A 21,252-nucleotide genomic window follows, 5' to 3' on the forward strand; every position below is an offset into this window, starting at 1 on the left:
TTTTCGCTATGGTTTGCTGAGATCGGAGCCATACAGGTAGGCGGAAATCGCCTCCGTCAGGCGGGTCGCTTTCGCTACATTGGCCTTGTTCGAGACCATGAGCGTCGCCACCAGCGCTTCGATCACGGCGACCGCGGCCGAAGCACTGGATGGCAGAATCGGATGGGTGCTGTGCGCGTACAGCACGTGGTCGGACAGGGCCGCCAGCGGCGAGGCCGGGGCGTCGGTCAGCGCCACCACGCAGGCCTTGCGGTCGCGCGCAAAGGTGCTCAGGCGGATCACGTCGAGCGCATAGCGCGGGAAGGAGACCGTCAGCAGCACGTCGCGCGGGCCGATGCTGGCCAGGTGGCCGGCCGCCACTTCGGTGCCGCCATAACTGACCACCTCCACCACCTGGCTGCAGAAGGGCTGCAGATGCAGGGTGAGCAGCCCGGCCAGATGGGCCGACAGGCCGAAGCCCATCACATACACGGCGCGCGCCTTGGTCAGCTTGGCCACCACCTTGTCCAGCTCCTTCTGGTCCATGGCCTGGGCCGCGCTGCTGATGTTCGCGCCCGCATAGGCCAGACTCTGGGCGGCCGGGGTGCCATCGCCCTGCCCGCGCTCGATGGTGCTGCGCAGCTTGTCGACCGGCTGCAGCACGGCCTGCAGGGTCTCGGCCACGGCGCTGCGCATGGCCGAGTAGTTGCGGTAGCCGATGTCGCGTGCAAAGCGGCTGATGGTGGCGGTGGACACCTGGCAGGCCTCGGCCAGCTCCTCGATGCCGATCGCCGTCACGCGCATCTGATGGCGCAGCAGGTAATCGGCGATATGGCGCTGCGAGTTCGAGCCCTCGGCCAGCACCTTCAGCAGGCGCTGGCCGAGGCTGGACTCGGCGAAAGCGATATCGGGCGATGCGGCGGAACCGGATTTGGTCATGATGTCCTCGTGGTCGAAAATTTTTTACACGGAAACTGCATGTGTAAATTTTCGCTCAGTTCGCAATGTAGACACAAGCCGCCTTGAACTCAAGCGTTTTCTGAAAATTTTTTTTCACTGTCGTATTTTGTGTAAATTTTTATGCATAATGGCGGCGTGCGATACTCCCCGCCAGATCAGAAGACGAGACACCATGCGTACCACCCACCATCCGATTACCCTGGGCGACGGCAATAGCCAGCAGCGCCTGACCGCCTTTCACTTCGGCGCCGCCGGCAACGGGCCCAAGGCCTATATCCAGGGCGGCCTGCACGCCGACGAAATCCCCGGCATGCTGGCCGCCACCCTGCTGCGCCCGCGCCTGGAGCAGCTTGAACGCGAGGGCCGCGTGCGCGGCGAAATCATCCTCGTCCCGAGCGCCAATCCGATCGGGCTGGGCCAGGCCATCCAGGGCGCGCCCTTCGGCCGCTTCGACCTGGGCAGCGGCATTAACTTCAACCGCGCCTACAAGCATGTGGCCGACGAACTGAAAACCTCGCTGGCCGGCCTGCTCGGGCCCGATGCCGCCGCCAACGTGGCCCTGGTGCGCGCCCATGCGCGCGCCGCCATCGCCCGCTGGACCGTGCACAGCGACGCCCAGGCGATGAAAAAAATCCTGCTCAGCCTCGCCATCGACGCCGACGTGGTGCTCGACCTGCATTGCGATAACGAGGCCGTGGTCCACCTGTACGCGGGCACGCCGCTGGCCGAGCGCGCCGCCCCGCTGGCCGCCCTGAGCGGGGCGCGCGCCCTGCTGCTGGCCAAGGAGGCCGGCGACGAACCCTTCGACGAAGCCTGCTCGCGCCTGTGGTGGGAGCTGGCCGAGCATTTCGGTCCGGCCCTGCCGATTCCGCCCGCCTGCCTGGCCGTGACGCTGGAGCTGCGCGGCGAGATGGACGTGAACTACGCCTACGGCCAGGCCGACGCCGATGCCGTGCTGGCCTTCCTGGCCCACGAGGGCCTGCTCGATCTGCCGCCCGCGCCGCTGCCGCCGATGCGCTGCGCGCCCACCCCGCTGGAAGGGGTGGAACCGCTGCTCGCACCGCACAATGGCATCGTGGTCTTTGTGCGCCAGCTGGGCGAGACGGTGCAGGCCGGCGACGCGATCGCCGATCTGATCGACCCCGTCAGCGGGGCCACCACCTGCGTGCGCGCCGGCGTCGATGGCGTGTTCTTCGCCCGCACCGCGCACCGCCACCTGCTGCGCGGCTGGGCGATCGGCAAAATCGCCGGGGCGCGCGCCTACCGCCAGGGCAAGCTGCTGTCTCAGTGAGGTCTGCCATGCGCCTGCGCCTGCCCAATACCTTTGTGCTGCTGTTTGCCATCCTGGCCCTGATCGCCGCCGCCACCTGGCTGGTCCCGGGCGGGAAGTACGAGACCCAGCTGGTCAACGGCCGCCAGCTGGTGGACCCGGCCTCGTTTCACTACGTGGCCAGCAATCCGCAAGGGCCGGTGGCGCTGCTGATGGCGCCGATCAAAGGCTTTGTCGAGGCGGCCCTGATCATCGGCTTCGTGCTGATCGTCGGCGGCGCCTTCGCCGTGCTGCAGAAGACCGAAGCCATCGACGCCATGATCAAGGCCATCGCCCAGGCCCATGCGCGTTCGGCCCTGGTGCGGGCCACGGTCATTCCGCTGTTCGTTACCCTGTTCTCGCTCGGCGGCGCCACCTTCGGCATGAACGAGGAGGCGATTCCCTTCGTGCTGATCTTCATACCGCTCGCGCTGGCGCTCGGCTACGACAGCGTGGTCGGCGTCTCGATCCCTTTCCTCGGCTCCCAGGTCGGCTTCGCGGCGGCCTTCCTCAACCCCTTCAATGTCGGCATCGCCCAGGGCATCGCCGGCGTGCCGGTGTTCTCCGGGATGGGCTACCGCCTGCTGGTGTGGGCACTGGCCACCGGCGTGACCATCGGCTTTCTGATGTGGTACGCGGCGCGCGTACGGCGCGATCCCACGCGCAGCCCCACCTATGCACTGGACCAGGCGCGCCGCGCCGAGGGCAGCCCGGCCCTGAGCGACTTCGCGGGCATGCGCCCGGCCCACAAGCTGGTGCTGGCCCTGTTTGCCGCCACCCTCGGCGCGATGGTGTTCGGGGTGGTGCGCTACGGCTGGTTCATCGAGGAGATTGCCGCCCTGTTTCTGGTGATGGCCGTCAGCGTCGGGCTGGTGGCGCGCCTGTCGTCGGACGAGATCGTGGCCGCCTTTCTGCAGGGTGCGCGCGACCTGGTCGGCACCGCGCTGGTGATCGCGCTGGCGCGCGCCACCATGGTGCTGGCGCGCGACGCCCACATCATCGACACCATGCTGCACGGCCTGATGCCGCTGGTGGCCTCCAGCAGCCCGGTGTTCGCGGCCCAGAAGATGTTCGCCATCCAGTCGGTCATCAACTTCTTCATCCACTCGGGCAGCGGCCAGGCCGCGCTGACAATGCCGATCATGGCGCCGCTGGCCGATCTGGTGGGCGTCAGCCGCCAGACCGCCATCCTCGCTTTCCAGTTCGGCGAATTCACCACGCCGATGATCCCGACCTCGGGCATCACGGTCGGCGTGCTGGCCCTGGCGCGCATTCCCTGGGCGACCTGGGCGCGCTGGATGATTCCGCTGCAGCTGATGTACCTGGTGCTGGCGCTGGCCCTGCTGGTGCCGCCCTGCCTGATGGACTGGTAGACGGTTGTGTTGTTTGGCTGGGCTATCTTTACAGCGCGGACGCGCATAGACTGGGGCCGGGCGCGCTGTATTTGCGCCCCCAATGCGGTCCCACACTACAACAAGGAGATGATTATGCAGCGCCTGTTCACCGCCCTACTTGCAGCCCTCAGCTTCCTCCTGCTTCCCGCCAGTGCCCAGGAATCGCGCGCCACTGCCGATGAAGCGGTGGCCATGGTCCAGAAGGCCATCAAGGACATGAAGGCCAATGGCAAGGACGCCGTCTTCAGCGAGATCAACAACTTCAGCCCGAAGTACAAGGACCGCGACCTGTACGTGACCATCATGGACATGAACGGCAAAGTGCTGGCCCACGGCGCCAACAAGAAGATGCAGGGCCAGAATCTGCACGACTACAAGGACGCCAATGGCAAGCTGTATGTGCAGGAGCGCCTGAGCGTCGCCAAGAAAAGCGGCAAGGGCTGGCAGGACTACATCTTCCTCAACCCGGTGAACAAGGAACTGGAGCCGAAGAAGATGTACTTCGAAGCCTACGAGGGCGTGATCGTCTCGGCCGGCGTCTATCAACCGAAAAAATAGGTCCCCATGCAGCCAGCCCTGCGCGCGCCGCGCGCCGACGACTATCCGCTGCTGTGCAGCTGGATCCCTGACGCCGCCGCCTGCCTGCGCTGGGCCGGCCCGCAGCTGGCCTGGCCGTTCGACCCGGACCAGCTGGCCGAACGCCTGCACCAGCCGCGCGGCGCCAGCTGCGTGCTGGCCGATGCGGGCGGGCACATGCTCGGCTTCGGCCAGTACTGGGTGTGGGAGCCGGGCGCCGTGCACCTGGGGCGCCTGCTGATCGACCCGGCGCGGCGCGGCCAGGGCCTGGGCCGCAGCCTGCTCACCCACCTGATGCCGGCCGCCGTGCAGGCCACGGGCGCCGCCAGCATCACCCTGCGCGTCTACCGCAACAACACGCCGGCGCTGGCCCTGTACCAGGCGCTCGGCTTTCGCGAAGAAGCGGCGCACAGCAGCGCCGATGTCGCTTTCATGCGCAGGAACGCTCGCGCCATTGAGTAAACACGGCCGCGCGGCGATAATGAATCTTCTTTCATTATTGAGGTCCGATCATGTCCGTGCTGCGCTCCGCCCTGCTGTCCGTCCTGTTGGCCACCGCTGGCGTCGCCCAGGCCGCGTCCGATGTCGAGGCCCTGTCCGCCTGCCTGCAAACCAAGAGCAGCCCGGCCGAGCGCAAAGAGCTGATCCACTGGGTCTTCGATCTGATCGCCGTCCACCCTGAACTGAAGGCCAAGGCCAAGGTTGCGCCCGAGGAAACCGAGCGCGCCAACCGCGCCATGGCGGCCACCGTCACCCGCCTGCTGACCGAGGCCTGCCGCGCCGAGACCAGCGCCCTGCTGAAAAGCGGCGGCCCGGCCGCCATGCAGCAGGCCTTCCAGCCGCTGGGCGCCATGGCCATGCGCGAACTGATGTCCAACCCGGACGTGGCCATGGCCAGCATCGCCTACACCAGCATGCTCGAACGCGAGAAATTCGAGAGCCTCGTCAAGTAAGCGCTTTCGCGGCATACTGCGCGCATGAACGACGAACACGATCTGCAACTGCGCGCACGCGCCATCGCCGCCGGCCTGGTGCTGGGCGCCCTGGTCGGCCTGGTGGCTGGCTACATCATCGGCAATATCGCGGCCGGCGTCGGCACCTGCATGACGGTGGGCGCGGTGGCTACCTCGATCGGCGCGCGCATGAAACTCAAGCGCCAGCACAAGGAAGGCGACGCGCCCTGATGCGCGCCTCGCGCCGCTGAAGCCGTGCAGCCGCTGCTCCGCCTCGACGCCTACCTGCTGCGCCAGCCCGATGGCAGCCGGCTGACGGGGCTGCGCCGCTTTGCCACCGAATTCCTGTTCTTCGGCGTGAAGCAGGCGCGCGCCTGCCTGTTCGCCGGCCTGTTTTTCGCCGCCGTCTTCCTCTGTCCGCGCAGCGGCCTGTTCGGCGTGCCGCGCTACGACCTGCTGCTGCTGTTCGCCCTGGCCATGCAGTGGTGGCTGCTGCGCAGCGGGATCGAAACGGCGGACGAAGCACGCACCATCGGCGTGTTCCACCTGGCCGGCTTCGCGCTCGAAGCCTTCAAGACCTCGAGCGGCATCGGCTCCTGGTCCTATCCCGACTTCGCTTACACCAAGCTGTTCGGGGTGCCGCTGTTCTCCGGCTTCATGTACGCGGCTGTCGGCAGCTACATCATCCAGTCCTGGCGCATGCTGGAGCTGCGCGTGCAGCACCATCCGCCCTACTGGGCCGCCTGGCTGGTGGCCCTGGCCATCTATGCCAATTTCTTCAGCCACCACTTCATCGGCGACCTGCGCTGGTATATCGCGGCGGCGGTGCTCGGCCTGTACGCGCGCACCACGGTCGTCTACCGGCCGTATGACCGCGAACGGCGCATGCCGCTGGTGCTGGCCTTCGTGCTGATCGGCTTTTTCATCTGGCTGGCCGAGAACATCAGCACCTTCTTCGGCATCTGGCGCTATCCGTCGCAGATGGGCGCGTGGTCGGTGGTCCACGTCGGCAAATGGAGTTCGTGGTCGCTGCTGACGATCCTGAGCTTCACCATCGTCACCAACCTCAAACACATCAAGGCGCGCATACATATTCCCGCGTGAGCGCTGGCGCCGCGCCGAAAAGCAGTGCGCACATTTCGGCATCGCGCATGACGATTTCTGCACAGGCCATGCAGCCCGAAGCGATTTGAACTACCATGCCTCGTCATTTTTTCTGGAAGCGACCATGAGCAAACTTCTCCACGTGTTTACCGCCATGAGCCTGGCCGCCAATCTGGCCCTGGCCCAGGACAAACCGGCCGACGCGCCCAAGCCCGCGCCCGACGCCAACAAGAGCTTCGAGCGCGTGCTCAAGGCCGAATCGTCGGTCACCAAGACGGCGGAGATCACCATCGGCGGCAAGAAGGTGCCCTACAAGGTCACCGCCGGCACCCTGCCCGTCTGGGACAAGGACGGCAAAGTGATCGCTTCCCTGTTCTACACCTACTACCAGCGCAGCGACGTCAGCGACAAGAGCCGCCGTCCGCTGGTCTACTCGTTCAACGGCGGCCCCGGTTCGGCCTCGGTGTGGATGCACATCGCCTACACCGGCCCGAAAGTGCTCAACATCGATGACGAGGGCTATCCGGTCCAGCCCTACGGCGTCAAGGACAACCCGCACACCATCCTCGACGTGGCCGACATCGTCTACATCGACCCGGTCAACACCGGCTTCTCGCGCATCCTCGACGCCAAGGCCGACAGCAAGCAGTTCTTCGGCGTGAACCAGGACATCGCCTACCTGGCCGAGTGGGTCAACGCCTTCACCGCGCGCGAAGGCCGCTGGACCTCGCCCAAATACCTGATCGGCGAAAGCTATGGCACCGGGCGCGTGTCCGGCCTGGCGCTGGAACTGCAGGAGAAGCACTGGATGTACCTGAATGGCGTGATCCTGGTCTCGCCCACGCCGCTTGGCATCAAGCGTGACGGCCCGGTCGGCAATGCCCTGTCGCTGCCCTACTACGCGGCCGCCGCCTGGTACCAGAAAGCCCTGCCGGCCGACCTGCAGGCCAAGGACCTGGACAAGGTGCTGCCCGAAGTCGAAGCCTTCACGATCGACGAGCTGATTCCGGCCCTGTCGCGCGGCGGCTTCCTGGCGGCCGACAAGCGCCAGCAGCTGGCGGCCAGGATCGCACGCTACAGCGGCCTGTCCGAGCGCACCGTCCTGCAGCACAATCTGGCCGTCCCGGTCGGCTACTTCTGGAAGGACCTGCTGCGCGAGAAGCACCTGACCATCGGCCGCCTCGACTCGCGCTACCTGGGCCTGGACCGTCAGGACGCCGGCAGCCGGGTCGATTACAACGCCGAACTGACCGCCTGGCTGCACTCGTTCACGCCGGCCATCAACTACTATCTGCGCGATGTGCTCGGGTATAAGACTGACCTCAAGTACAACATGTTCGGGCCGGTCCATCCGTGGGATAACAGCGGCGACGCCACCGGCGAGAACCTGCGCCAGGCGATGGCCGAGAATCCCTACATGAAGGTGATGATCCAGAGCGGCTACTACGACGGCGCCACCACCTACTTCGACGCCAAGTACACGATGTGGCAGCTCGATCCGAGCGGCCAGCTGAAGGACCGCCTGCGCTTCGAAGGCTACCGTTCCGGCCACATGATGTATCTGCGCGCGCCGGACCTGGTGAAGGCGAATAACGACCTGCGCGACTTCATCAAGGCCACCACCCCGGCGCCGGGCCAGAGCGCCAAGTACTGACCCGCCGCGCCCTTGACCGGGGCGCGCGCCCCAAGTAAGGTGGGGCTCTCATCCGAGGGCTCCACCATGCGCACCTACTCTCCCCCGATGCTGTGGGCGATGCTGGCCATCGCCGCCGTCTGCCTGGCGCTGTCGGGCTGGCATCCGTACGACCGCGTCACCTGGCTGATGGAAGTGCTGCCGGCCCTGATCGTGGCGCCGCTTTTGATCGCCACCTATCCGCGCTACCCGCTCACGCGCCTGCTGTACTGGCTGATTCTGCTGCACGCCATCGTGCTGATGGCCGGCGGCGCCTACACCTATGCGCGGGTGCCGTTTGGCTTCTGGCTGCAGGAGCTGCTGGGCACCGTGCGCAACCCCTACGACAAGGTCGGCCATCTGATGCAGGGCATCGTGCCGGCCATCGCCGCGCGCGAGATTCTGCTGCGCGGCGCCTATGTGCGCACGCGCCGCATGCTGGCCTTTATCGTGGTCTGCATCGTGCTGGCCATCAGCGCCTGCTACGAATTCATCGAGTGGTGGTCGGCGCTGGCGATGGGCCAGGGCGCCGACGAATTCCTCGGCCTGCAGGGCGACGAATGGGATACCCAGTCCGACATGCTGTTCGCGATGATCGGCGCCATCCTGGCCCAGCTCGGGCTGGGGCGTCTGCACGACGCCCAGCTTGGCCCTATGCCCGGCTATAAATCTCCGGATCGTTAATCTCCATGAAGGCCTGCGGCTTGGCCGCCGGCCCGAAGCCGTACTTCGCATACAGCCAGCCGGCCGTGCTGGTGGCCAGCAGAAAACGGCGCAGGCCCTGCAGCTGCGGGTGGGCCATGACGGCGTCCATCAGCGTGCGGCTGTGGCCCTGGCCGCGCAGTTCGGGCAGCACGAACACGTCGACCAGATAGGCGAAGGTGGCGAAATCGCTGATCACGCGCGCAAAGCCGATCTGGGCGCCGTCCTGGTACAGGCCAAAGCACAGCGACTGCGCAATGGCGCGCTCCACGGTGGCGCGCGGGATGCCGCGCGCCCAGCTCGACTGCTCGCTCAGAAAGCGGTGAATCAGGGCGACGTCGAGCCGCCCCTTGTCGGTGCTGATCTCGGTGTTCATTTCGCCAGATAGGCCGCGGGCAGGCTCAGTTTGTCGTCCTCGCCGCGCCAGACCAGGCTGACGATGTACCAGCGGCTGCCGTCGTGATACAGCTGGATGCTGTTGATCCCGCGCTGGAAGGGCTTGGCCTCGCTGGTGGCGTGGCGCGACTCGTAGGTGCTGAACACGTGCACAAGCTGGCCAAACTGCTCGGTGCGGCGCGCGGCCTCGCTTTCATAGAAGCCTTCCTTGGCGAAGAAGGGGCCGACCCGGGCGATGTAATCGTCCACCGACATCAGGCGGATGCCGAAGGCGTTGTTCGGGCGCGGGCCCACCACGGCCATGCGCCCCTCGGGCATGAACAGGGAGCGCAGGCGGTTCCAGTCGCGCGGCTGGCCGGCCGGGCCGGAAATGGTGCCGTACAGGGCCGCCAGGATCGCGTCCACGCTGGCCACATCGGCCGGCGTGGCCTGGATTGCGGCCGGGGCGGCCGGGGCGGGATCGGCCGCCAGCGCCGGGGCGGCGGCGAAGCTGAGGGCGGCCAGGGCCGCGCACAGGGTCTGTTTCATGCAGGTCTCCGTGATGGGGGAGCAGGCAGTCTAGCAGGGCGCGTCCGCCCGTGGGGGCCCATCCTTCGCTATAATCGTCTGATTCCACAGGATATGCATACCATGACCGATCAATTCTCCAAGAAGGGCGAGGCCTGGTCCGCGCGCTTTTCCGAACCCGTTTCCGACCTCGTCAAGCGCTACACGGCCTCCGTTTTCTTCGACAAGCGCCTGGCGATGTTCGACATTCAGGGCTCGCTCGCCCACGCCGACATGCTGGCCGCCCAGGGCATCATCAGCGCCCAGGACCTGGCCGACATCGAACGCGGCATGGCCCAGATCCGCGCCGAAATCGAAGCCGGCCAGTTCGAATGGCTGCTCGATCTCGAGGACGTCCACCTGAATATCGAAAAACGCCTGACCGAACTGGTGGGCGACGCCGGCAAGCGCCTGCACACGGGCCGCTCGCGCAACGACCAGGTGGCCACCGACATCCGCCTGTACGTGCGCGCCGCCATCGACGACATCCTGGTCCAGCTGAAGGCGCTGCGCAGCGCCCTGGTCGACCTGGCCGAGCGCCATGCCGACACCATCCTGCCCGGCTTCACCCACCTGCAGGTGGCCCAGCCGATCACCTTTGGCCACCACATGCTGGCCTATGTCGAGATGTTCGGCCGCGACGCCGAGCGCCTGCTCGATGCGCGCCGCCGCGTCAACCGGCTGCCGCTGGGCGCCGCCGCCCTAGCCGGCACCACCTTCCCGATCGACCGTGAGCGCGTGGCGCGCACGCTCGGCTTCGAAGACGTCTGCCACAACTCGCTCGACGCCGTCTCCGACCGCGACTTCGCGATCGAAGTCACGGCCGCCTGCTCGCTGCTGATGATGCACGTCTCGCGCATGTCGGAAGAACTGATCCTGTGGATGTCGCCGCGGGTCGGCTTCATCGACATCGCCGACCGCTTCTGCACCGGCTCCTCGATCATGCCGCAGAAGAAAAACCCGGACGTCCCCGAACTCGCGCGCGGCAAGACCGGCCGCGTGTTCGGCCACCTGACCGGCCTGCTGACCCTGATGAAGGGCCAGCCGCTCGCCTACAACAAGGACAACCAGGAAGACAAGGAACCGCTGTTCGACACGATCGACACCGTGATCGACACCCTGCGCATCTTCGCCGACATGGCCACCGGGATCAGCGTCAAGCCGGCCGCCATGCGCGCCGCCGCCCTGCAGGGCTACGCCACCGCCACCGACCTGGCCGACTACCTGGTGAAAAAAGGCCTGCCCTTCCGCGACGCCCACGAGGCCGTGGCGCGCGCGGTGCGCGCCTGCGACAGCGCCGGCTGCGACCTGGCCGAACTGCCGCTCGAACGCCTGCGCGAGTTCTCCGACCTGATCGGCGAGGACGTGTATGCCGTCCTCACGCTCGAAGGTTCGGTGGCCGCGCGCGACCACGTCGGCGGCACCGCGCCCAACCAGGTGCGCGCCGCCATCGCCCGCGTGCGCGCCCAACTGGCCGGCTGATACAACCGGCGGCGCAGACGCCGCAAAAAATGAGCAAACAGGCGTCAAGACCTGTCACAATGCCACACCATCGCTGGGAACAAGGAGGAGACACCATGTTCATGTCGCTGTCGCGGGCGATCGACGCCCTGAATGCGAAGATCGCCAATCTGGTCGGCTGGGCCCTGCTCGCCGCCGTCGTCATCTGCACCGGCAATGCGCTGATCCGCTATGCCTTCAACCAGAGCTCGAACGCCTGGCTGGAAGTGCAGTGGTATCTGTTCGGGGCCGTCGTCATGCTGGCCAGCTCGCACACGCTGCGGCGCGACGAGCATGTGCGCATCGACGTGGTGGCCGGGCGCTTCTCGCGCCGCACCCAGGTCTGGATCGACGTGGTCGGCTTCCTGCTGTTCCTGCTGCCGGTGTGCTCGCTGATCCTGTGGTACGCGATTCCGTATGCCCTGACCTCGATTCAAAGCCAGGAAGTGTCCTCGAATGCGGGCGGCCTGATTATCTGGCCGGCCAAGCTGCTGATCGTGATCGGCTTTCTGCAACTGGTGCTGCAGGGTCTCTCGGAACTGATCAAGCGCCTCGCCTTCCTCAGCGGCCGCAGCGACGGCAGTGACTTCGCCAAGCACGCCAGCACGCCGGAAGACGAAATCGCCGCCATCAAAGAAGCCAACCACCTGAACTGAGGACCGGACGCCATGGAACAATTCATCATCGCGAATATGGCGCCGATCATGTTCGCCGCCCTGGTCATCTTCCTGCTGTCCGGCTTTCCGGTGGCGTTTGCGCTGGCCGCCAACGGTCTGTTCTTCGGCATCGTCGGCATCGAACTCGGGCTGCTGCGCCCGGAACTGCTGCAGGCCCTGCCCAACCGGATCTTCGGCATCATGGGCAATGACACCCTGCTGGCGATCCCCTTCTTCACCTTCATGGGCCTGGTGCTGGAACGCTCCGGCATGGCCGAGGACCTGCTCGACACGATTGGCCAGCTATTCGGCCCGATCCGCGGCGGCGTCGCCTACGCCGTGATCTTCGTCGGCGCGCTGCTGGCCGCCACCACTGGCGTGGTGGCCGCCTCGGTCATCTCGATGGGCCTGATCTCGCTGCCGGTGATGCTGCGCTACGGGTACGACAAACGGATCGCCACCGGCGTCATCGCCGCCAGCGGCACCCTGGCCCAGATCATCCCGCCCTCGCTGGTGCTGATCGTGATGGCCGACCAGCTGGGGCGCTCGGTGGGCGACATGTACAAGGCCGCCTTCGTGCCCGGCCTGCTGCTGACGGCGATGTACGCCGGCTATGTGCTGGCCGTCTCGATCTTCAAGCCGCAGGCGGTGCCGGCCCTGCCGCCCGAGGCGCGCAATCTGACCGAGCCGAATGGCGACAGCGGCGTGCGCTCGCTGGCCGTGCTGGTGGCCGCCAGCGTGGCCGTGGCCTTCGGCTTCTACAAGTTCTACCTGGGCGGCCATCCGGAGGTCGACACCGACAAGCTGGGCATCGGCGCCGGCACCGTCGGCATCGCGTTTGCCTTCATCGCCGCCAGCATCAACCGCCAGATGAAGCTTGGCCTGCTCTCGCGCATGGCCGAAAAGGTGGTGTTCGTGCTGATCCCGCCGCTGGCCCTGATCTTCCTCGTGCTGGGCACGATCTTCATCGGCATGGCCACCCCGACCGAGGGCGGCGGCATGGGCGCGATGGGCGCCATCCTGCTGGCGATGATCAACCGGCGCCTGAATCTGGGCCTGCTGCGCCAGGCGATCGAATCGACCACGCGCCTGTCCTGCTTCGTGATCTTCATCCTGATCGGCTCGACCGTGTTCTCGCTGGTGTTCCGCGGCGTGAACGGCGACCTGTGGGTCGAGCATCTGCTGTCCAGCCTCCCGGGCGGTACCACCGGCTTCCTGATCGTGGTGAACATCCTGTTCTTCGCGCTCGCCTTCTTCCTCGATTTCTTCGAGCTGGCCTTCATCCTGGTGCCGCTGGTCGGCCCGGTGGCCGACAAACTCGGCATCGATCTGATCTGGTTCGGCGTGCTGCTCGGCGTGAACATGCAGACCTCGTTCATGCACCCGCCGTTCGGCTTCGCCCTGTTCTATCTGCGCTCGGTGGCCAGCAAAGAGGTCAAGACCTCGGACATCTACTGGGGCGCGATTCCGTTTGTCGTCATCCAGGTGGTGATGGTCTGCCTGATCATCGGCTTCCCCAGCCTGGTCCAGGTGGACAAGGCCGATAATCTGAAGGAGCAGGTCGAGCTCAAACTCGATGCCGGCCCGGCTTCCGCGCCAGCGGCGTCCGCGCCCGCCGCCTCGGCGCCGGCGAGCGATGAACCGCAGCTGAATTTCTCGACCGACGGCGACGCGCCGCGCAAGGACGAACCGAAGAAGGACCAACCCAAACAGGAAGAGGAGCCGCAGCTGAACTTCTCGACCGATGAACCCCCGAAAAAGAAATAGGAAGACCAGCATGAGCATTGGCGGTAAAAGCTTTGAGGAGGCCCTGGCCGGCCTGCACGACATGACGGCCGGGATGCGCCCGATCACCCTCGACGAACACCAGGCGCGCATCGCCAAGGCCCAGGCCTATATGCAGGCCGAGGGCATCGCCGCCGTCTACCTCAACGCCGGCACCAACCTCACCTACTTCACCGGCACCAAATGGCATCCGAGTGAGCGCATGGTGGGCGCGGTGCTGCCGGCCAGCGGCGCGCTCGAATACATCGGCCCCGCCTTCGAGGAAGGCACGATCAAGGACTTCATGAAAGTCCAGGGCAAGGTGCACTGCTGGGACGAGCACGAAAGCCCGTATGCGCTGTTCATCGCCATCCTCAAGGGCATGGGCATTGCGCCCAATGCCAGCGCGCCGGCGCGCATCGGCATCGACGAAAGCGCCGCCTTCTTCATCTTCGACGGCATCCGCCCGCTGGCGGACGGCTACCAGCTGGAGAACGCACGCCCCGTCACGGCCCACTGCCGCACGCGCAAATCGGCCAATGAACTGGCGCTGATGCAGCGCGTGAAGGACATGACGCTGGAAGTGCACAAGGCCGCCGCCAGCATCCTCAAGGAGGGCATGACCACGGCCGACGTCACCGCCTTCATCCAGCAGGCGCACCGCAAGGTGGGCGCGCCCGGCAATTACTTCTGCATCGTGCTGTTCGGCGAAGCCACCGCCTTCCCGCATGGGGTCAGCTACGAGCAGACGCTCAAGCGCGGCGACATGGTCCTGATCGACACCGGCTGCCAGATGCACGGCTATATCTCCGACATCACGCGCACCTATGTGTTCGGCGAGCCGACCGAGCGCCAGCGCTTCGTCTGGAACGTCGAGAAGGAAGCGCAGGCCGCCGCCTTCGCCGCCGCCCAGCTGGGCGTGCCCTGCCGCGAGGTCGACGCCGCCGCCCGCCGCGTGCTGGAAAAGCACGGCTTCGGCCCCGGCTACAAGCTGCCCGGCCTGCCGCACCGCACCGGCCACGGCATCGGCATGGACATCCACGAATGGCCCTACCTGGTCGGCAGCGACGCCACCCCGCTGGCGCCCGGCATGTGCTTCTCGAACGAGCCGATGATCTGCGTGCCCGGCGAATTCGGCATCCGCCATGAGGACCACTTCTACATGAGCGAGGACGGCCCGCGCTGGTTCACCCAGCCGGCGCACAGCATCGACGACCCCTTCGGCGAGCGCGCCTGACCCGCTCCGCAGCTCGACGCCCGCCGCCGTTGCGGGCATAATCGGGCCCACTACAGCGGCGGACCACGATCCGCCCCACCGTCAGCGCCGTTTCACACCCCGCGGGAGACACCCGATGCTGCACCGATTCCTCGCCTGCGCCGTGCTGGCGCTGCCCCTGGCCGTCCAGGCCGAACCCTCGCTCAAAGACCAGCAGCTGGCCGATCTGGCCGTGGCGCGCACCGACTTCGTCCTGCGCAGCCAGGCCTACAGCATGCCGGCCCGGCTCAAGGCCCTGGCCCTGCTCGATCAGGCCAAGGCGCGCGCCGGCGAGCTCAGTCCCGCCCAGTTTGCGGCCCTGATGGCGCGCCTCGCGGCCATCTCCGGCAATGGCCACGAGACCTTCATGACGATCGCCTGGTCGCCGGCCCAGCGCCTGCCGCTGCGTACCGTCTGGTTCGAGGACGCGCTGCTGGTGACGCGCACCGCGCCGGAACAGGCCGAGCTGCTGGGCGCGCGCATCACGGCGGTGGAAGGCAAGCCGCTGCGCGCCCTGTCCACGCTGCTGGCCCAGCATAGCGGCGGGCCGGAACGCTATGCGCGCTGGAACGCCGCCTGGCTGTATGAGAATCCGGAGATGCTGCATGCCCTCGGTTTCGCCGCCGCGCCCGACCGCCTGCGTCTGCGCCTGACCCTGCGCGACGGCCGTCAGGTCGAACGCACGGTGGCGACGGTCGACCGCAAGCTGGTCCCGGGCGGCATGGTCAACGTCATGCAGTCCAAGAGCCTGAGCGCGCTCGAACAGGAGCACGGCTGGCGCGTGGCCAATGCCGACGCGCCCGAGCCCCTGTACCTGCAGGAGCCGGACCAGTGGTTCCGCGCGCGCGAGCTGCCCGAGCTGGACGCCCTCTACCTGCAGTTCCGCGCCAACTACGACCGCGATAACGGCAAGACCCTGAGCGCCTTCGCCGAACAGTGGGCCAAGGCCATCGCCGCCAAGCCGCCGCGCCGCATCATCCTCGACGAGCGCTTCAACACCGGCGGCAACAGCGATCTGACGATGGAGCTGATGCGCGTGATCGGCCAGCAGGTGCGCGAGAAGGTCTACATCCTGACCAGCCAGTACACCTTCTCGGCCGGGATCGTCTCGAGCGCGCTGGTCAAGCGCCATGCGGGCGCCAAGGCGGTAGTGGTCGGCTCCCCGGTGGGCGATTATCTGCGCTGGTGGTCCGAGGGGGTGGACGTCAAGCTGCCCAACTCCGGCCAGTATCTGCGCTACTCGACCGGCCTGTGGGACCTGCAAAAAGGCTGCGCCGGCGAGAGCCACTGCTACGGCGACAAATTCGACGCCCGCGTGGCCGACCTGAGCCCGCAGCTCAAGGCCCCGGTGCGCGCCAGCGACTGGCTGGCCGGGCGCGACCCCGCGCTCGAGGCCATCACCGCCGACATCCAGAAACGCTGAGCCCAAGTTGCCCGCCAAACAAATCGGGGTCAGACCCCGATTTTCCCTTAGGCCAAACCATCCGGGTGTTCAGCAACTTACACCGGTTAAAGTGGCCGCCCGGATATTTGGGGTCTGACCCCGATTTTTCTTTTCGGCTAGGCGGCGCGCACCATGCGCACCAGGGGGACGGCGACGCCGCTGAGGTTCAGCGCGACCGGCTCGCGCTTTTCGAAACCGCAGGCCTCGTACAGGGGCACGCCGGGCATGGTGGCGGTCAGCTCGAGCTGGTGGAAACCGGCCGCGCGCGCCGCCGTGGCGCAGTGCTCGAGCAGGCGGCGGCCGATGCCGCGCCGCGCCATGTCGGGATGGACGAAGAAGGCGCGGATGCGCGCGGCCTCGGTGGCCGGGTCGAGCAGGCGGTCGACGCCGCGCTTGTGCTGGTCGCCGCCGAACGGCGTCACGCGCTTGCTCCAGCCGCCGCAGGCGACCAGGCGGCCGTCCTGCTCCACCGCGAAATAGGTGGCGTCGTCTACCAGCTGGGTGTCGACGCCGAAGACTTCGCGCGTGATGGCTGCGGCCTGCTCGGGTGTGTAAAAGCCGGCCGACAGCTGTATGCCCGACAGGGCGATCAGCGCTTGCATGGCCGGGATGTCGTCGTAGGTGGCGGTGCGGATCGTGCTCATGCCTCGATCATAGCGCACTCCAGCCGTGCAGGACGACGTAGCCCTCGGGCCGCGAGGCGACCAGCGCATAGCGGTCGACCTGCCAGCTCACCGGGGGCACGCCCTGCGGCACGCTGGTGTTGGCGGCGCGCCGCCCGAGCGTGACGTGCGGGCGGTACACGGGGAACTGGTCGGGCGGCAGGCCTAACTGGGCGGCCACGCGGCCGGTGGCGGCATGCAGCGCCTGCAGCGCCGGCGGTACGCTCTCGGGTTCGAGGACGGCGATGCCGTGCTCCCACAGCGTGGCCTGGGAAAAGCGCAGGCTGAAACGCTCGAAGGTGGGCGGCAGCAGGGCGCGCAGCGCATGCTGGCGCTCGCGCTCGACGTCGCCGAAAAAATGCAGGGTCACGTGCAGCGACTCGGGCTGCACGGGGTTGGACTTGGCATTCCACGGCCAGGCCTGGCGCCAGGCGTCCAGCGCCGCGCGCGTGGCCGGATCGGGCCACAGCGCGAGGAACAGGCGCTCGACGCCGTCCATGGCTCAGGTCCGCTTGGCCACCAGGGTCAGGATGTCGTAGCTGGCCACCAGCTCGTTATCCTGATTCGTCACCTGCACGTCCCACGCCACCACGCCCTGGCCGATGCCGCGTTCGTCCTTGCGGTTGCGGTCGACCTTGCGCTTGCAGGTCAGGCGCGCGCGGATGGTGTCGCCGATGCCGACCGGCTTCACGAAACGCAGATTATCGAGGCCGTAGTTGGCCAGCACCGGACCCTCGGCCGGGGACACGAACAGGCCGGCCGCCGCCGACAGCACAAAGTAGCCGTGCGCGATGCGTTTGCCGAACTGCGATTCGCGCGCGGCGATCTCGTCGAAGTGCATGTAGAAGTAGTCGCCCGAGATGCCGCCGAAGTTGACGATATCGGCTTCGCTCACGGTGCGGCGGTGGGTCAGCAGCGAGTCGCCCGGCTGGATGTCCTCGAAATGCTTGCGGAAGGGGTGCTCGCCGCTTTCGGTCACGCGCGCACCGCGCACGTATTCGCGCGTGACGGCGGCCAGCATGCTGGGCGAACCCTGCACGGCGGCGCGCTGCAGATAGTGGCGCACGGCGCGCACGCCGCCCAGTTCTTCGCCGCCGCCGGCGCGGCCCGGACCGCCGTGCTTGAGCTGCGGCAGGGGCGAGCCGTGGCCGGTCGATTCGCCGGCCGATTCGCGGTCGAGAATGTGCACGCGCCCGTGCGAGGCGGCGGCCACCGGCACCGCGTAGGCGGCGACGGCGGGGTCCTTGGTGACCAGGGTGCTCACGAGGCTGCCCTTGCCGCGCGCGGCCAGGGCCAGGGCCTCGTCGAGGTCTTCGTAGGCCATCATGGTGGAGACGGGGCCGAAGGCTTCGACATCGTGCACGGCGTCGTTGCGGGTGGCGTCGCGGCACAGCAGCAGGGTCGGGCAGAAGAAGGCGCCCTCCTCGACGCCGTCGCCGAGCGGCTTGAAGCCGGCGTGGGCGCCGTAGACGATCTCGTTCCCTTCGGCCAGCAGGGCCACGCGTTCGGCCACGTCGCGCTGCTGGTCCTTCGAGGCCAGGGCGCCCATGCGCACGCCGTCCACGGAGGGGTCGCCCACGACCACCTTGGCCAGACGCTCCTTGAGGCGGCTGGCGACGGCGTCGAGCTGCTGGCGCGGCACGATGATGCGGCGCACGGCGGTGCACTTCTGGCCGGCCTTGGTGGTGATCTCGCGCGCCACCTCTTTCACGAACAGGTCGAACTCGGGATCGTCGGGCGTGATCTCGGGCGCCAGAATCGCGCAGTTGAGCGAGTCCGCTTCGGCATTGAAGGGGATCGACTGGTTGAGGATATTGCGGTTGGCGCGCAGCTTGTTGGCGGTGTCGGCCGAGCCGGTGAAGGTGACCACGTCGTGCCCGTTCAGACGGTCGAGCAGGTCGCCGGTGGCGCCGATCACCAGCTGCAGCGCGCCGGCCGGAATCAGGCCGGAATCGGCGATCAGGCGCACCAGCGCCTCGGTCAGGTAGCTGGTGGCGGTGGCCGGCTTGGCGATGCAGGGCATGGCGGCCAGGAAGGTCGGCGCGAATTTTTCGAGCAGGCCCCAGATCGGGAAATTGAAGGCATTGATGTGCACCGCGATGCCGCCGCGCGGCACCAGGATGTGGGTGCCGGCGAAGCTGCCGCCCTTGGACAGGGACAGGGCCGGGCCTTCGTGCAGCACATTCGACGAGGGCAGTTCGTTGCGGCCCATGCTCGCATACGCGAACAGGGTGCCGATGCCGCCTTCGATGTCGACCCAGCTGTCGGGACGGGTGGCGCCGGTCTGGTGGCTGATGGCGTACAGCTGCTCCTTGCGCTCCATTAGGTACAGGGCCAGCTCTTTCAGGCGCAGCGCGCGCTGCTGGAAGTCGAGCGCCATCAGGCCGGGGATGCCGGTGCGGCGCGCGTAGTCGGTCGCTTCGGCGAAGTCGATCGCCTCGGCGTGGGTGTGGTAGATCACCTGGTTGGTCAGGGCGCTGCGCAGCGGCGCGGCGGCGGCCTGGCCGATCCAGCGGCCGGCGATCAGGGATTGCAGGGTGGCGGTCATGCGGTGTCTCCGGATGTCAGTTTTTGTGCGTGTGCGGATCGACGCCGGCGTCGAAGCGGCGGCGCCCGGGTTCGGGTTCGGCCAGCGGCTCGCAGGCGCGCATGCTGCGCTGGGAACGCTGGACCAGCTGGTGGTATTCGGCCGTGCCGCGCGACTTCCAGGCGACTTCCTCGTCGCTCAGGCTGCGCGTCACGCGCGCCGGGGTGCCCATCACCATGCTGCGCGGCGGGACCTCCATGCCGGCCTTGACGAAGGCGGCGGCGGCGACGATCGATTCGGCCCCGATCACGGCGCGGTCCATGACGACGGCGTTCATGCCGACCATCGCATTGCGGCCGATGCGGCAGCCGTGCAGCACGGCGCCGTGGCCGATGTGGCCATCCTGTTCGACCACGGTGTCGCAGCCGATAAAGCCGTGCAGCACGCAGGTGTCCTGGATATTCGCGCCCTCCTCCACGATCAGGCGGCCGAAGTCGCCGCGCAGGCAGGCGCACGGGCCGATGTAGCAGCGCGCGCCGATGATGACGTCGCCGATCAGCACCGCGCTCGGATGGACAAAGGCCGTGGGGTGGACCACGGGGCGCAGACCGTCGATTTCGTAGACCTGGGCCATCACACGCGCTCGATCACCATGGCGATGCCCTGGCCGACGCCGATGCACATCGTGCACAGCGCGTAGCGGCCGCCGATGCGGTGCAGCTGGTTGACGGCGGTGAGCACCAGGCGCGCGCCCGAGGCGCCGAGCGGGTGGCCGATGGCGATCGCGCCGCCGTTCGGGTTGACGTGGCCGGCGTCGTCCGGCAGGCCGAGCGCGCGCGTCACGGCCAGGCCCTGGGCGGCGAAGGCTTCGTTCAGTTCGATCACGTCCATCTGGCTCAGGCTCAGGCCGACCTGCTCGAGCACCTTGCGCGTGGCCGGGGCCGGGCCGAAGCCCATGATGCGCGGCTCCAGGCCGACCGTGGCCATGCCCAGCACGCGCGCGCGCGGCACCAGGCCGTGGCGCGCGGCCGCCGTCTCGGTGGCCAGCAAAATGGCGCAGGCACCGTCATTGACGCCGCTGGCGTTACCCGCCGTGACGCTGCCGTCGGCGCGCACCACGGGCTTGAGCTTGGCCAGCATCTCGAGGGTCGTTTCGGGACGCGGATGTTCGTCCACGCCGAACACGCGCGGCTCGCCTTTCTTCTGCGGCAGCACCACCGGGGTGATCTCGTCGGCGAACAGGCCCTCGGCCTGGGCCAGCGCCCAGCGCTGCTGGCTGCGCAGGGCAAATGCGTCCTGGTCGGCGCGCGAGATGCCGAATTGGGCGGCCACGTTTTCGGCCGTCTCGGGCATCGAGTCGATGCCGTATTTTTCCTTGATCAGGGCGTTCACGAAGCGCCAGCCGATGGTGGTGTCTTCCAGCTTGGCGGCGCGGGCGAAGGCGCTGTCGGCCTTGCCCATCACGAAGGGCGCGCGCGTCATGCTCTCGACGCCGCCGGCCAGCACCAGGCTGGCCTCGCCGGCCTTGATCGCGCGTGCGCCGATGCCGACCGCGTCCAGGCTGGAGCCGCACAGGCGGTTGATGGTATTGGCCGGCACCGTCATCGGCAGACCGGCCAGCAGGGCGGCCATGCGGCCGACGTTGCGGTTGTCTTCGCCGGCCTGGTTGGCGCAGCCGAAGTGGATGTCGTCGAGCGCTTCCCAATCGACGCCGGTGTTACGCGCCATCAGGGCGGCGATCGGCATCGCAGCCAGGTCGTCGGCGCGCACGCCGGCCAGGGCGCCGCCGTAGCGGCCAAAGGGGGTGCGCGTGGCGTCGCAGATATAGGCTTCCTGGATCATTCGAAACTCCG

General features: G+C 67.5%; 22 protein-coding genes. 14 read left to right on the forward strand and 8 right to left on the reverse strand.

The window, feature by feature from the left end:
* Positions 1–6 precede the first annotated feature (6 nt).
* Complete coding sequence (locus LZ005_RS17930) at positions 7–918, reverse strand: MurR/RpiR family transcriptional regulator (RefSeq protein ID WP_237809873.1); 912 nt, start codon at positions 916–918, stop codon at positions 7–9.
* A 193-nt stretch (positions 919–1,111) separates the two neighbouring features.
* Between LZ005_RS17930 and LZ005_RS17935 the strand changes: the two genes are divergently transcribed.
* From LZ005_RS17935 to LZ005_RS17975, 9 genes are all read left to right on the forward strand, one after another.
* On the forward strand, positions 1,112–2,230 hold the full coding sequence (locus LZ005_RS17935) for a succinylglutamate desuccinylase/aspartoacylase family protein (RefSeq protein ID WP_237809874.1): 1,119 nt from the start codon (positions 1,112–1,114) through the stop codon (positions 2,228–2,230).
* Positions 2,231–2,238: 8 nt separating this feature from the next.
* Positions 2,239–3,621, forward strand: coding sequence for a YfcC family protein (locus tag LZ005_RS17940; RefSeq protein ID WP_237809875.1), 1,383 nt, complete (start codon positions 2,239–2,241; stop codon positions 3,619–3,621).
* Between the two features lie 114 nt (positions 3,622–3,735).
* Entirely contained in the window at positions 3,736–4,200 is a 465-nt protein-coding gene (locus LZ005_RS17945) for a cache domain-containing protein (RefSeq protein WP_237809876.1), read from the forward strand.
* Between the two features lie 6 nt (positions 4,201–4,206).
* Positions 4,207–4,680 carry a GNAT family N-acetyltransferase gene (locus tag LZ005_RS17950; protein ID WP_237809877.1) on the forward strand — a complete coding sequence of 158 codons (474 nt, stop codon included), beginning with the start codon at positions 4,207–4,209 and terminating at the stop codon, positions 4,678–4,680.
* Positions 4,681–4,730: 50 nt separating this feature from the next.
* Positions 4,731–5,171, forward strand: coding sequence for a hypothetical protein (locus LZ005_RS17955; RefSeq protein ID WP_237809878.1), 441 nt, complete (start codon positions 4,731–4,733; stop codon positions 5,169–5,171).
* A gap of 24 nt (positions 5,172–5,195) precedes the next feature.
* The gene (locus LZ005_RS17960; RefSeq protein ID WP_237809879.1) at positions 5,196–5,402 is read left to right on the forward strand and encodes a hypothetical protein; all 207 of its coding nucleotides are present in this window, start codon (positions 5,196–5,198) and stop codon (positions 5,400–5,402) included.
* A 24-nt stretch (positions 5,403–5,426) separates the two neighbouring features.
* On the forward strand, positions 5,427–6,275 hold the full coding sequence (locus tag LZ005_RS17965) for a DUF817 domain-containing protein (protein WP_237809880.1): 849 nt from the start codon (positions 5,427–5,429) through the stop codon (positions 6,273–6,275).
* Positions 6,276–6,399: 124 nt separating this feature from the next.
* Positions 6,400–7,929 carry a S10 family peptidase gene (locus LZ005_RS17970; protein ID WP_237809881.1) on the forward strand — a complete coding sequence of 510 codons (1,530 nt, stop codon included), beginning with the start codon at positions 6,400–6,402 and terminating at the stop codon, positions 7,927–7,929.
* A 66-nt stretch (positions 7,930–7,995) separates the two neighbouring features.
* Positions 7,996–8,631 carry a DUF2238 domain-containing protein gene (locus LZ005_RS17975; RefSeq protein WP_237809882.1) on the forward strand — a complete coding sequence of 212 codons (636 nt, stop codon included), beginning with the start codon at positions 7,996–7,998 and terminating at the stop codon, positions 8,629–8,631.
* On the opposite strand, the gene LZ005_RS17980 is transcribed toward LZ005_RS17975, so the two are convergent.
* Positions 8,600–9,025: a GNAT family N-acetyltransferase gene (locus LZ005_RS17980; RefSeq protein WP_237809883.1), complete on the reverse strand. Its 426-nt coding sequence runs from the start codon at positions 9,023–9,025 to the stop codon at positions 8,600–8,602. The two genes, LZ005_RS17975 and LZ005_RS17980, sit on opposite strands and share 32 nt — an antisense overlap.
* Entirely contained in the window at positions 9,022–9,573 is a 552-nt protein-coding gene (locus LZ005_RS17985; RefSeq protein WP_237809884.1) for a hypothetical protein, read from the reverse strand. Before LZ005_RS17985 ends, LZ005_RS17980 begins: the two co-directional genes overlap by 4 nt.
* A gap of 102 nt (positions 9,574–9,675) precedes the next feature.
* Between LZ005_RS17985 and argH the strand changes: the two genes are divergently transcribed.
* From argH to LZ005_RS18010, 5 genes are all read left to right on the forward strand, one after another.
* Positions 9,676–11,073 (forward strand): argininosuccinate lyase, encoded by a 1,398-nt coding sequence (gene argH / locus LZ005_RS17990; protein ID WP_237809885.1) that lies wholly within the window; start codon positions 9,676–9,678, stop codon positions 11,071–11,073.
* A 101-nt stretch (positions 11,074–11,174) separates the two neighbouring features.
* The gene (locus tag LZ005_RS17995) at positions 11,175–11,747 is read left to right on the forward strand and encodes a TRAP transporter small permease subunit (protein ID WP_237809964.1); all 573 of its coding nucleotides are present in this window, start codon (positions 11,175–11,177) and stop codon (positions 11,745–11,747) included.
* Positions 11,748–11,759: 12 nt separating this feature from the next.
* Positions 11,760–13,514, forward strand: coding sequence for a TRAP transporter large permease subunit (locus LZ005_RS18000; protein ID WP_237809886.1), 1,755 nt, complete (start codon positions 11,760–11,762; stop codon positions 13,512–13,514).
* A gap of 10 nt (positions 13,515–13,524) precedes the next feature.
* Positions 13,525–14,748 (forward strand): Xaa-Pro peptidase family protein, encoded by a 1,224-nt coding sequence (locus LZ005_RS18005; protein WP_237809887.1) that lies wholly within the window; start codon positions 13,525–13,527, stop codon positions 14,746–14,748.
* A gap of 115 nt (positions 14,749–14,863) precedes the next feature.
* A complete protein-coding gene (locus LZ005_RS18010) occupies positions 14,864–16,189 on the forward strand; it encodes a hypothetical protein (protein WP_237809888.1) in 1,326 nt (441 codons plus the stop codon).
* Positions 16,190–16,326: 137 nt separating this feature from the next.
* Here the strand turns inward: LZ005_RS18010 and LZ005_RS18015 are convergent, their stop codons facing one another.
* Genes LZ005_RS18015 through pcaF form a run of 5 tightly spaced genes read right to left on the reverse strand, consistent with a single transcriptional unit; the run spans position 16,327 to position 21,241 of the window.
* On the reverse strand, positions 16,327–16,854 hold the full coding sequence (locus tag LZ005_RS18015; protein ID WP_237809889.1) for a GNAT family N-acetyltransferase: 528 nt from the start codon (positions 16,852–16,854) through the stop codon (positions 16,327–16,329).
* Between the two features lie 7 nt (positions 16,855–16,861).
* Entirely contained in the window at positions 16,862–17,371 is a 510-nt protein-coding gene (gene thpR, locus LZ005_RS18020; RefSeq protein ID WP_237809890.1) for an RNA 2',3'-cyclic phosphodiesterase, read from the reverse strand.
* Positions 17,372–17,374: 3 nt separating this feature from the next.
* A complete protein-coding gene (paaZ, locus tag LZ005_RS18025) occupies positions 17,375–19,420 on the reverse strand; it encodes a phenylacetic acid degradation bifunctional protein PaaZ (protein WP_237809891.1) in 2,046 nt (681 codons plus the stop codon).
* Positions 19,421–19,436: 16 nt separating this feature from the next.
* Positions 19,437–20,033 (reverse strand): phenylacetic acid degradation protein PaaY, encoded by a 597-nt coding sequence (paaY, locus tag LZ005_RS18030; RefSeq protein ID WP_237809892.1) that lies wholly within the window; start codon positions 20,031–20,033, stop codon positions 19,437–19,439.
* Positions 20,033–21,241, reverse strand: a complete 1,209-nt coding sequence (gene pcaF / locus LZ005_RS18035) for a 3-oxoadipyl-CoA thiolase (RefSeq protein WP_269106783.1) — start codon at positions 21,239–21,241, stop codon at positions 20,033–20,035. Before pcaF ends, paaY begins: the two co-directional genes overlap by 1 nt.
* Positions 21,242–21,252 lie beyond the last annotated feature (11 nt).

It is taken from the genome of Massilia sp. TS11, assembly GCF_022012445.1.
Lineage (GTDB): Bacteria > Pseudomonadota > Gammaproteobacteria > Burkholderiales > Burkholderiaceae_D > Telluria.

What these genes read in the sequence shown, in the direction of transcription:
- LZ005_RS17930 (WP_237809873.1), bottom strand. Translation starts at nt 918, where the DNA reads ATGACCAAATCCGGTTCCGCCGCATCGCCCGATATCGCTTTCGCCGAG.
- LZ005_RS17935 (WP_237809874.1), top strand. Translation starts at nt 1,112, where the DNA reads ATGCGTACCACCCACCATCCGATTACCCTGGGCGACGGCAATAGCCAG.
- LZ005_RS17940 (WP_237809875.1), top strand. Translation starts at nt 2,239, where the DNA reads ATGCGCCTGCGCCTGCCCAATACCTTTGTGCTGCTGTTTGCCATCCTG.
- LZ005_RS17945 (WP_237809876.1), top strand. Translation starts at nt 3,736, where the DNA reads ATGCAGCGCCTGTTCACCGCCCTACTTGCAGCCCTCAGCTTCCTCCTG.
- LZ005_RS17950 (WP_237809877.1), top strand. Translation starts at nt 4,207, where the DNA reads ATGCAGCCAGCCCTGCGCGCGCCGCGCGCCGACGACTATCCGCTGCTG.
- LZ005_RS17955 (WP_237809878.1), top strand. Translation starts at nt 4,731, where the DNA reads ATGTCCGTGCTGCGCTCCGCCCTGCTGTCCGTCCTGTTGGCCACCGCT.
- LZ005_RS17960 (WP_237809879.1), top strand. Translation starts at nt 5,196, where the DNA reads ATGAACGACGAACACGATCTGCAACTGCGCGCACGCGCCATCGCCGCC.
- LZ005_RS17970 (WP_237809881.1), top strand. Translation starts at nt 6,400, where the DNA reads ATGAGCAAACTTCTCCACGTGTTTACCGCCATGAGCCTGGCCGCCAAT.
- LZ005_RS17975 (WP_237809882.1), top strand. Translation starts at nt 7,996, where the DNA reads ATGCGCACCTACTCTCCCCCGATGCTGTGGGCGATGCTGGCCATCGCC.
- LZ005_RS17980 (WP_237809883.1), bottom strand. Translation starts at nt 9,025, where the DNA reads ATGAACACCGAGATCAGCACCGACAAGGGGCGGCTCGACGTCGCCCTG.
- LZ005_RS17985 (WP_237809884.1), bottom strand. Translation starts at nt 9,573, where the DNA reads ATGAAACAGACCCTGTGCGCGGCCCTGGCCGCCCTCAGCTTCGCCGCC.
- argH (WP_237809885.1), top strand. Translation starts at nt 9,676, where the DNA reads ATGACCGATCAATTCTCCAAGAAGGGCGAGGCCTGGTCCGCGCGCTTT.
- LZ005_RS17995 (WP_237809964.1), top strand. Translation starts at nt 11,175, where the DNA reads ATGTCGCTGTCGCGGGCGATCGACGCCCTGAATGCGAAGATCGCCAAT.
- LZ005_RS18000 (WP_237809886.1), top strand. Translation starts at nt 11,760, where the DNA reads ATGGAACAATTCATCATCGCGAATATGGCGCCGATCATGTTCGCCGCC.
- LZ005_RS18005 (WP_237809887.1), top strand. Translation starts at nt 13,525, where the DNA reads ATGAGCATTGGCGGTAAAAGCTTTGAGGAGGCCCTGGCCGGCCTGCAC.
- LZ005_RS18010 (WP_237809888.1), top strand. Translation starts at nt 14,864, where the DNA reads ATGCTGCACCGATTCCTCGCCTGCGCCGTGCTGGCGCTGCCCCTGGCC.
- LZ005_RS18015 (WP_237809889.1), bottom strand. Translation starts at nt 16,854, where the DNA reads ATGAGCACGATCCGCACCGCCACCTACGACGACATCCCGGCCATGCAA.
- thpR (WP_237809890.1), bottom strand. Translation starts at nt 17,371, where the DNA reads ATGGACGGCGTCGAGCGCCTGTTCCTCGCGCTGTGGCCCGATCCGGCC.
- paaZ (WP_237809891.1), bottom strand. Translation starts at nt 19,420, where the DNA reads ATGACCGCCACCCTGCAATCCCTGATCGCCGGCCGCTGGATCGGCCAG.
- paaY (WP_237809892.1), bottom strand. Translation starts at nt 20,033, where the DNA reads ATGGCCCAGGTCTACGAAATCGACGGTCTGCGCCCCGTGGTCCACCCC.
- pcaF (WP_269106783.1), bottom strand. Translation starts at nt 21,241, where the DNA reads ATGATCCAGGAAGCCTATATCTGCGACGCCACGCGCACCCCCTTTGGC.